Here is a 9,981-nt window from a genome sequence, read left to right as displayed (position 1 = left end):
GACGACAAGAAGCTGTGGTACCGCCAGCCGGCGGACGAATGGGTCGAGGCGTTGCCGGTTGGCAATGGTCGGCTCGGCGGCATGGTGTACGGGGGCAGCAAGCGCGAGCGGATCGCGCTCAACGAGGATACGCTGTGGTCAGGCACGAAGCGAGGCCCCGAGCGCGAAGAGCCAATCCGCTATCTGGAGGAGAGCCGCAGGCTGATCTTCGAGGGACGCTATAGCGAGGCGCAGGAGATCATTGAGCAGCATATGCTGGGGCCTGCCGGGCATGCGTTCCAGGCGATGGGCGATCTGACATGGGAGATGAGTCACCCGTCGGCGGTGGAGGACTATCGGAGAGAGCTCGATCTGCGCAGCGGTCTGTGCCGTGTCAGCTATGCGACGGGCGGCATCCGGATGGAACGGGAGGTGCTGGCGTCAGCGGTCGACGATGTTCTGGCGGTGCGGCTGCAGGCCGACCGTCCGGGAGCGATCAGTCTCGAGGTCGCGCTCACCAGCAGGCTGAACTACGCCGTGGAAAAATGCGGTACTGACCGGCTAATACTCAGCGGTACAGCGCCTAGCCTGCTCGACCAGGAGCGGCAGCACTCGGACGATACGGTCATCTATGACAAGACAGCGAGTCTGCGCTTCGAGATCCATCTGCAAGCAGTCGCCGAGAGCGGCACGGTGGAGACGCATGGCGGGCGTCTGGTCGTGCAAGGGGCGAACGCAGTGACGCTGCTGTTGACAGCGGCGACCAGCTACAACGGCTTCGACCGCGATCCTGTACGGGAGGGGCGAGACCCGAGACCGCGCTGCGAGGCCGCGCTGCGGCAGGCGTCGTCGCTCAGCTATGCCGAGCTGCGGGAGCGCCACGTTGCGGACTTCTCATTTTACTTTGACCGCGTTGAGCTGGAGCTGGACGCGCCGGGGAGGGCCGATCTGCCGACCGACGAGCGGATCGCCGCCGTACGGGAGGGCCAGGCGGATGAGCGGCTGGCGACGTTGTTTTTTGACTTCGGCCGCTATCTGATGATTAGTGCCTCGCGACCCGGCACGCAGGCGACGACGTTGCAGGGCATCTGGAATGACAGGACGAAGCCGCCCTGGTCCTGCAACTATACGATCAACATCAACACACAGATGAACTACTGGCCGGCCGAGGTGTGTCATCTGCCGGAGTTCCACGAGCCGCTGTTCGACCTGCTGGACGACTTGCGAATCGCCGGGGCGCACATGGCGGAGGCCTATTACGGCTGTCGGGGCTGGGCGGCGCATCACAACGTCGATCTGTGGCGCAACACGACGCCTTCTCCCGGCTCGGCGAGCTGGGCGTACTGGCCGATGGGCGGCGTCTGGCTGTGCCAGCATCTGTGGGAGCATTACGACTATAGCCGCGATCGCGACTTCCTGGCGAATCGGGCCTATCCGATCATGAAGGAGGCGGCGCAGTTCTGCCTGGACTACCTGGTAGAGGACGACGAGGGCTATCTTGTCTCGGTGCCGTCAACCTCGCCGGAGAACAGCTTCCTCACCGAGGACGGCCAGCGGGCGGCGGTCAGCATGAGCGCGACGATGGACATCGCACTCATGCGCGAGCTGTTCGGCCACTGTCTCGAGGCGACGCAGCTATTGGGGCTGGACGCTGAGCTCGGGGAGACGCTTCGCGCTGCGCTGGAGCGGCTGCCGTCGCTGCAGATCGGTCGTCATGGCCAGCTCCAGGAGTGGTATCGCGACTTTGAGGAGGCGGAGCCGGGCCATCGCCATACCGCTCATTTGTACCCGCTGCATCCCGGCCGTCAGATTACCGTGCGCGGCACGCCGGAGCTGGCTCGCGCGGCGCGCATCAGTCTTGACCGCCGTCGCGCGCACGAGGGCGAGGACACGATCGGCTGGTGTTATGCGTGGAATATTAGCCTATACGCCCGGCTGGAGGATGCGGAGATGGCGCATCATTACCTGACCAAGCTGCTGGGCAACCCGTTCCCGAATCTGTTCAACGCTCATCGCCATCCGAAGATCACCTTCTATCCACTCACCATCGAGGCCAACTTCGCCGCGACGGCGGGGATCGCGGAGCTGCTGCTGCAGAGCCATGACGGCGAGCTGCATCTGCTGCCCGCGCTCCCGCAGGCTTGGCCGTCCGGGCGTGTGAGCGGCTTGCGAGCTCGCGGCGGCTACGAGCTGCTGGCTCTCGAGTGGTCGGAGGGGCGCTTGGAGCGCGCCGTCCTCCGCGCCTCGCAGCCCGGGCGCTGCGTAGTGCGCGCGGCTGTGCCTCTGGCTGTGGACGGGACTGAGCCATTGGTCGGCGGCTGTGCTGGGTCGCTGGTTGATGGCGCGGCCGATAGTGGGGCCGTGTCGCTGGTACGCGATGCTGTATCGTCCTCTTCCGAGAGCAGCGAAGGGATGGCATCCGGGGAGCAGGCAGAGCCAGGTTTGTTCAGCTTCTCAGTGGAGGCGGGCGGCGTCTACACGATCCGCCGGGCGTAGTCGCGAGTGGAGTAACTCTACAAACTAGAGTTGCAATGGTGCGCAGGGCAGTCGGACGGCTGGGTAACTCTACAAACTAGAGTTGCAGCGGAGCGCAGGGCAGTCGGACGGCTGGGTAACTCTAGAAACTAGAGTTGTAGCGGAGCGCTGGGCGGTCAGACGGCTGGGTAACTCTACAAACTAGAGTTAAAACGGTGCGCAGGGCAGTCGGCGAGCTGAATAGCTCTAGAAACTAGAGTTGCAGTGGTGCCCCGAGCGGCCGAGCAACGGACATCCGTACGAGCAAGGAAAGAAAGGTGCACTGGAGCACCACGGCACTCTGATACCACGGCATCCCGAAACTCCAACCGTTTCACCTGGGCGAGCGCCAGATATAGCAAGTTGTCTGTTGCCACAGGCGGCCTATATAATAGGTGCAACTATGATGGAAACGCTTCATATGAAGAAGCGTCCAGATGTAAAGGAAGGCCGTGGCTATGAAAAACTTGCGGATCGTGCAAAAGATGGCGCTCGGGTACCTGCTGCTCGTGTTGCTGCCGATCATCGTATTCGGCGGTTACTTATACAACCAGTTCCACATGGACGTCATGTCGGAGTACTCGGAGAGCAAGCAGCGGCTGGTCGTGCAGGCCGGAGAGGGATTCCGCTCCAGTCTCAATCAGGTATCGTCGATCCACGCCCTGTTCCAGAACAATCAGCCGCTGATCGACTATCTGAATGGGGCCTATGGCTCGGAGCTGCAGCATGTGTACAACTACCTGAAGGATATCCGTCCTCAGTTTCTCTACGCCCAGTCACGCAACCGCGAGATCTCGACGATCAAGCTGTACAAAGTGTTGCCCCAGGTCCACGCGGTCGCGGGCGAACTGGAGGAGCTGGAGGAACTGGAGCAGACGGATGAACGCCCGCTGGCCAGATTGGCCAAGGTTAATGTCGATGAGGGCGTCTGGCTGCGCCGCGACGGCGACGGGGCGACTGCGTTGCCGAGCCTCAGCTACTATCAGCGTATCTACAATGACAGTTATACGAAGCCGTTGGCGGTGCTGGAGATTGTCGTCAACGATGCGCTGCTGCGCAATTTCCTCCAGGCGGTCGACGTCAACCAGAGCATGCAGGTGCTGATCCTGCAAGACGGCGCACAGGTCTACCGGAGCGAGGGGCTGGAGCTGGAGGATGCGCAGAAGGCGGCGTTACTTGCGATGACGGACGACAGTCAGCAAGGCTATGCCTATTCCAGCAGCCAGCGCTCGCTCGTCAATTCGCTGTCGATTCCAGAGCTGTCGATGACGTTTTATTTTTTTGGCGAGATGGACGAGGTGTTCGTCGATATCCGGACCAAGACGATCGTGCTGGCGCTAGCGCTGCTCATCGGCCTGATCGTTCTGACGGGCATCTATTATGCGACGGCGACCTCGCTCGTGCGCCGGATTCTCGGGCTGGCCCGGCATATGCGGTCGGCAGACGAGCACAAGCTGACTTACTATGAGACCGGCACGCACAACGACGAGATCGATTTCCTGACGCGCTCCTACAACTCGATGGTCGGCCGGATCGACGAGCTGCTGAATACGGTGCATCGGACCGAGCTGATGAAGAAAGAGGCGGATTATCTGGTGCTGCAGGCGCAGATCAAGCCTCATTTCCTCTACAATACGCTGGAGTCGATCCGCATGCTGGCCGAGATCAACAACGATCAGGAGGTCGTCGATGCGACGTACACCTTCGGCCGACTGCTCCGATACACGTTGAACTCCGGGGACAACGAGATGATGCTGCAAAACGAAATCGACAACGTCCGCCACTATCTGGAGATGCACAAGCTGCGGATGCTGGATCGGCTGCAATTCGCAATTCACATCGAGACGCGAGTCGAAGATATCCGCTGTCCGAAGTTCATCCTACAGCCGCTTGTGGAGAATTGCATCCAGCATGGCATCGGCCGCAGTCGCAAGACCGGCGTGATCGAGCTGACCGTCACGCGGCAGGATGAGGAGCTGACCATCGTCATCGCCGACAACGGCCCTGGCATCTCGCCGGAGCGGCTTCGCCTGATCCGCGAGGTGTTAGGCAACGAGCGGGACCGCCAGGAGCTGCAAAGCGAAAATTCAGGCTATGGCCTCTATAACGTCAGCGAGCGCATCCGTGCCTTTTATGGGGGCGGAACACAGCTCCTCATTGATAGCCGAGAGGGAGTGGGCACGACATTTACGCTGAAGCTCATGATGCCAGAGGGGCGCGCGGACGCGCCAGGGGAGCGGTGACGGGGGACGGCTTCAGCCGAGCCATGGCAGATGCGACGACGGGCCGAAGGCAGCAACAACAAACGTAACGTTCAAGCGTCGATTCGGACGCAACTTGGTTCAAAGGAGCGGAATATTATGGAACAAAGCAAAAAGTACATCCCCGATACGCTGATGCTGGAGGAGCGCGCAGCCCATGCAATTAATGCGATGATCGGTATGGCCGACGACGACCATGGAGGTATCCCGTTTTTTAGCGCCAATCTGAAGCACAAGCCCGCCTACGTGCAACATGGGGACTGGGATTACGGCTCCTCGCATGGGCGGATGATCGACGGTCTCGTGCTGGCACGTCATATGTCGGGCGATATGCGGGGGCAAGAGGTCGAGGCGCGATATCGGGCCAATCTGCTGTCCTTCTTCAAGGAGGACGGCATGAGCTACCGGCAGATCAATCCGACCCGCGACTGGGAGCCCAATGCCAACCTGATCGACCAGCGCGCCGTCATCCTGTCGCTGACAAGCTGGTATCTGGAGACGGGCGATCCGAAGGTGAAGGAGGCGGCGGACCGTCACGTAGCGGCGTTGAAGCGGATCGCTATCAAGGAGCGGGACGTCTGGTATTATCCGGCCTCCGAGTACAAGGAGACGGGCTGGCCGTCGGCCAACGGCGTGCAGCTGCGGCTGGCGCCGGACCCGGCTGCCTTCTGCGGCAGACTGGTGATGCCGCTGCTCAAGTATCATGAGCTGACTGGCAATGAGGACGCCTACGAGCTGTGCCAGTTTTTCACGGCGCTTATCATGGAGCGCAGCGGCGTCTTCCGCGAGGACGGCAGCTTCAACGACTCGCTTGCGTACCGCAGCGGCCATTTCCACACCCGTCTCGGCACGCTGGATGCGATCGCTCGCTTCGGCATGTACACGGGCAACGCGGCGACGATCGCCTGGGTGAAGAAGAGCTACGACTGGGCGCTCACCAAGTGTACCGCGTTCGGCTGGACACCGGGCGACCTGCATGAGCAGGCGTACGAGCATGAGACCTGCTCACTGGTCGATCTGATCGCCTGCGGCATCACGCTCGCCAAGAGCGGCTATGTCGAGTACTGGGGCGTCGTCGAGCGCTTCCTGCGCAATCATCTGGCTGAGTCTCAACTGCTCGATCTCGACTGGGTGGAGCAGACGGACGACAAGTCGCGCGATATCCCGGCCAACAAGTCGTACTACAAGGTCGCGGAGCGGACGCGCGGCTCCTTTGCCGGCTACTCTGCGCCCAACGACTTCGTCTGCGACGTCATCGAGGGCCGGGGCCATACAAGCGATCTGCAGCTCTGCTGCCTCGGCTCGGGCACGCGCGGTCTGTTCATGGGCTGGAGCAACACGATCACCGAGAAGGATGGCACCGTCAGCGTTAACTTCCTGCTCAATCGCGGCTCCCGGCTACTTGACGTCAGCAGTCATCTGCCCCATGAAGGCAAGGTTGTGCTGGATGTCCATGAGGATATCGATCGTCTGCTGATCCGCATCCCGGAGTGGGCGGGCTTCACGAAGATTCGCTACGTCCGCGAGTCGGACGGCGCTGTCGTGGAAGGTAAGGGCGGCGAAGCGAGCAGTTGGGTGAACCGTCATTTCCTCGCGCTCGGTCGTGCAAAAGCCGGGGAACGCATCACGGTAACCTTCCCGCTCAGCATTCGGACGACGCAGGAGCATGCGGTCGGTCAGACCTTCGAGACGCAGTGGCGCGGCGACGATGTTGTCGGCATCACCCCGCAGGGTACCAACAAGCCGCTGTATACCGGTCGTCAGGTATTCGATGAAGCGCCGATGCGCGAGGGCGACTACCGCCGCTTGGATCGAGAGTTCGTATGGTAAGCTGGTCAGGATCGGAGCGGGCGGGGTTGCCGCCTGCTCACGAACATGGCGTGCCGGATTACGAGAATCTGCGGGTGCTGCAGCGCAACGCCGAGCGTCCGCGAGCCGCGGCATTGCCCTACGCGATCGCACAGGAGGCCTTGGCTGGCGAGGCGGCGGCTTCGCCTTATTATCGCAGTCTGAGCGGCGACTGGCGCTTCGATTACGCCGAGTGCCCGCAGGAAGCGCCGGAGCGATTTTACGAGCTGTCGTACGACTGCGAGGCGTGGGCGACGCTGCCGGTGCCGTCCAACTGGCAGCTCCATGGCTACGGAACTCCCTTGTACAGCAGCAGCAAATATCCATTCCCGGTCGACCCGCCCTTCATCCCGAGGATGAACCCGACCGGCAGCTATGCGCGGATGTTCGAGGTGCCGGAGGATTGGTCGGAACGGGCGGTGCTGCTGGCGTTCGACGGCGTCGATGCGGCCTTCCATGTGTGGGTCAATGGCGCGCTTGTCGGCTTCGGTCAGGGCAGCCATAACCGGATGGAGTTCGACGTGACTGCCCATCTCCGGCCGGGTCCGAACAAGCTGGCGGTCCGCGTCTATCAATGGACGACCGGCAGTTATCTGGAGGATCAGGACAAGTGGCGGCTCAGCGGCATCTTCCGCGATGTCTATCTGCTGTCGGTGCCGCCTGTCCACCTGTTCGACGTCCGTCTCCGCACGCGGCTGGGGGCGCCGTATCGGCGAGGGACGCTGGAGCTGTCGGCGACGCTCAGCAACCGGATGGCCCGTCCCGGGACGGGCTGCACGATCCGGGCCGAGCTGTTCGGTCCGAGCGGGGAGGTGTTGGCTGACGAGGACCGGGTTAGCGAGGTGTTGGCGAGCGAGAGACTGAAGAGTTACGCGCAGGTTGGCAAGGTATCTGCTGGCGAGAGGAGCACTGGGGATGCGGCAGCGAATGGGCTGCTGGCAAGCGTGCTGCTGGACGCAGTAGCACCTGCTCTGGGAGAGACGACGGTTGTCTGCGCCGAGTTGCCGGTCGATGCTCCCGAGCTGTGGTCGGCCGAGCGGCCTGTCCTTTATACGCTGCTGCTGACGCTTGTCGACGAGGAGGGCGCGGTGCTGGAGGCGCAACGTTATCGCGTCGGCTTCCGGGAGGTAAGCGTGGAGGCGGGTCGCTTGCTCATCAATGGATCGCCGATCATCATGCGCGGCGTTAATCGCAACGAGTGGGACCCTGATCTTGGGCTTGTGACGACGATGGAGGCGATGGTCCGCGACATTACCCTGATGAAGCAGCACAACATCAACACGGTGCGCTGCTCGCACTACCCGAACGACGAGCGCTGGCTGGAGCTGTGCGACGAGTATGGGCTGTACGTCATCGATGAGGCCGATCTGGAGACGCATGGCTGTGTCTTCCTCGGCGAGATCAGCCGCTGGATCAACAATCCTGACGAGAAGACGGCTTACGAGAGTCGGCTGGCCGAGGACCCCGAGTGGCGAGAGGCGTTCCTGGACCGGATGGCTCGACTGGTCGAGCGGGACAAAAATCACCCGTCCATCATCGTCTGGTCGCTCGGCAATGAATCGGGCTACGGGCCAAACCACGATGCGATGGCGGCATGGACGAGAGCGGCCGACCCGACGCGCCCGATCCACTACGAGCGGGCCGGAGCGGCGCCGATCGTCGATATCGTCAGCTCGATGTACCCGTCGGTCGACATGCTGATCGCCGAGGGGGAGAAGGACGATGCGCGGCCTTATCTGATGGTGGAGTTCGGTCATGCGATGGGCAATGCGCTCGGCAACCAGCAGGAGTATTGGGACACGGTCTACCGCTATCCGCGCCTGTGCGGCGGCCTGATCTGGGAATGGACCGATCTCGCGATCCGCCGCCAGATGGACGACGGCAGCGTCTGTTACGCATATGGCGGCGACTTCGGCGATGTGCCGCATAGCGGCCATTTCTGCATCGACGGTCTGCTGTTCCCGGGTCGCCGTCCGAAGCCCGCCTTGCTCGAGTTCAAGAAGGCCATCGAGCCGGTACATGTGCGGCCGGAGCAGCCGGAGCGCGGTGTCCTGCGGATCGCCAACCGGTACGATACGCTCTCGCTCGCTCATCTCTCCCTGCGCTGGCGCGTGTACCGCGAGGGTCTCCTGCTGCAAGAGGGTGAGCTGCCGCCACTGCATACCCCGGCCGGGGGAGAGGAGCGGGTCGTCATCCCTTACAGCATATGCGCGGAGGCGGTCGGCGAGACCTGGCTGCATGTCAGCTTCGTCCTGCGAGAGAGCACTGTCTGGGCGGAGGCGGGTCATGAGGTCGCCTGGGCCGATGTACCGCTGCCGCATCTGTCGCAGCCGGCGACAGGACAGAGAGCGGGTGCAACCGGGGGAGCGACAACAGAAGCCGGGACAACAGAAAACGTGGCAGGGACGTATGAGATCGCAAGCTCAGCCATCCTCGTTGGCGGCGACAATGGCGTGTCTGCTACAGAGGAAGCGCGCCGCATCGTCGTCAGCGGCGACGGCTTCTCGCTGACCTTCGATAAGCAGCTCGGCGAACTATCCTCTTGGGAGCATCAAGGCGTCACGTTGTTCGGACAGGGCCCGCGCATCGAGCTGTGGCGGGCACCGGTGGACAATGACGTCCATCTGGCGAAGCAGTGGCGCGAAGCGGGCTACCACGAGCTGGAGAGCAATGTTCGCAGCGTTGAGTGGCATCGGCTGCAGGAGCAGGCTGCTGTCCGGATCGAGACGCGCTCTGTACTCGGCTCGCGCGGCTCGCGGCCGATATTCCTTGCGATGCAGCGTTATACGATCGGAAGCCAGGGCGATATCCTGCTGGAGAGTCGGCTGGAGCCGCTGAAGGAAGGGCTGCCGCCGCTGCCGCGATTCGGTATCCGTTGGACGATGCCAGAGCGCTTCGAGCAGTTCGCCTGGTTCGGCCTTGGGCCTCATGAGTGCTACGCCGACCGCAGGTCCAGTGGCAAGCTCGGCGTATACGAGAGCGGCATCGATGAGGCGTTCGTGCCGTACATCAAGCCGCAGGAGAGCGGCAGCAAGGCCGAGGTGCGGTGGGCGACGCTCTCGGACTTCGATGGCGCAGGGCTTCGGATCACCGGAGCGGGCGCGGGCGCTCCGCTCGGCCAGGTCGGCGTCAATCGGTACGGCACTCGGGCACTGAGCGCGGCGACGCACCATGAGGAGCTGCTCCCGCAGGGCGAGGTTGAGGTCCACGCCGACTGGCGTCAGTCGGGGCTGGGCAATCATAGCTGCGGCTATGCGCCCACCTTGCCCGCCTACCTGATCGCTCCGGAAGCGATGGAATTCACGGTGCATTTAGTGCCGCTGCCGAAGCCCGTAGGAGTAGAGGTAAAGTGACAAACAAAATACCGCAGCTTGGGGGA

At 62.6% G+C, this 9,981-nt stretch carries 4 protein-coding genes; all 4 read left to right on the top strand.

Annotated elements, in window-relative coordinates:
- A partial coding sequence (locus PA598K_RS19565) for a glycoside hydrolase family 95 protein (RefSeq protein WP_148091969.1) occupies nucleotides 1–2,475 on the top strand: 2,475 nt, incomplete at its 5' end.
- A 476-nt stretch (nucleotides 2,476–2,951) separates the two neighbouring features.
- A complete protein-coding gene (locus PA598K_RS19560; protein WP_128658581.1) occupies nucleotides 2,952–4,736 on the top strand; it encodes a sensor histidine kinase in 1,785 nt (594 codons plus the stop codon).
- Nucleotides 4,737–4,853: 117 nt separating this feature from the next.
- The gene (locus PA598K_RS19555) at nucleotides 4,854–6,584 is read left to right on the top strand and encodes a hypothetical protein (RefSeq protein ID WP_128658580.1); all 1,731 of its coding nucleotides are present in this window, start codon (nucleotides 4,854–4,856) and stop codon (nucleotides 6,582–6,584) included.
- Nucleotides 6,578–9,955 carry a glycoside hydrolase family 2 TIM barrel-domain containing protein gene (locus PA598K_RS19550; protein WP_128658579.1) on the top strand — a complete coding sequence of 1,126 codons (3,378 nt, stop codon included), beginning with the start codon at nucleotides 6,578–6,580 and terminating at the stop codon, nucleotides 9,953–9,955. Before PA598K_RS19555 ends, PA598K_RS19550 begins: the two co-directional genes overlap by 7 nt.
- Nucleotides 9,956–9,981 lie beyond the last annotated feature (26 nt).

Source organism: Paenibacillus sp. 598K, assembly GCF_003851045.1.
GTDB lineage: Bacteria > Bacillota > Bacilli > Paenibacillales > Paenibacillaceae > Paenibacillus_D.
This window is presented reverse-complemented; position numbering and strand designations above follow the sequence as displayed.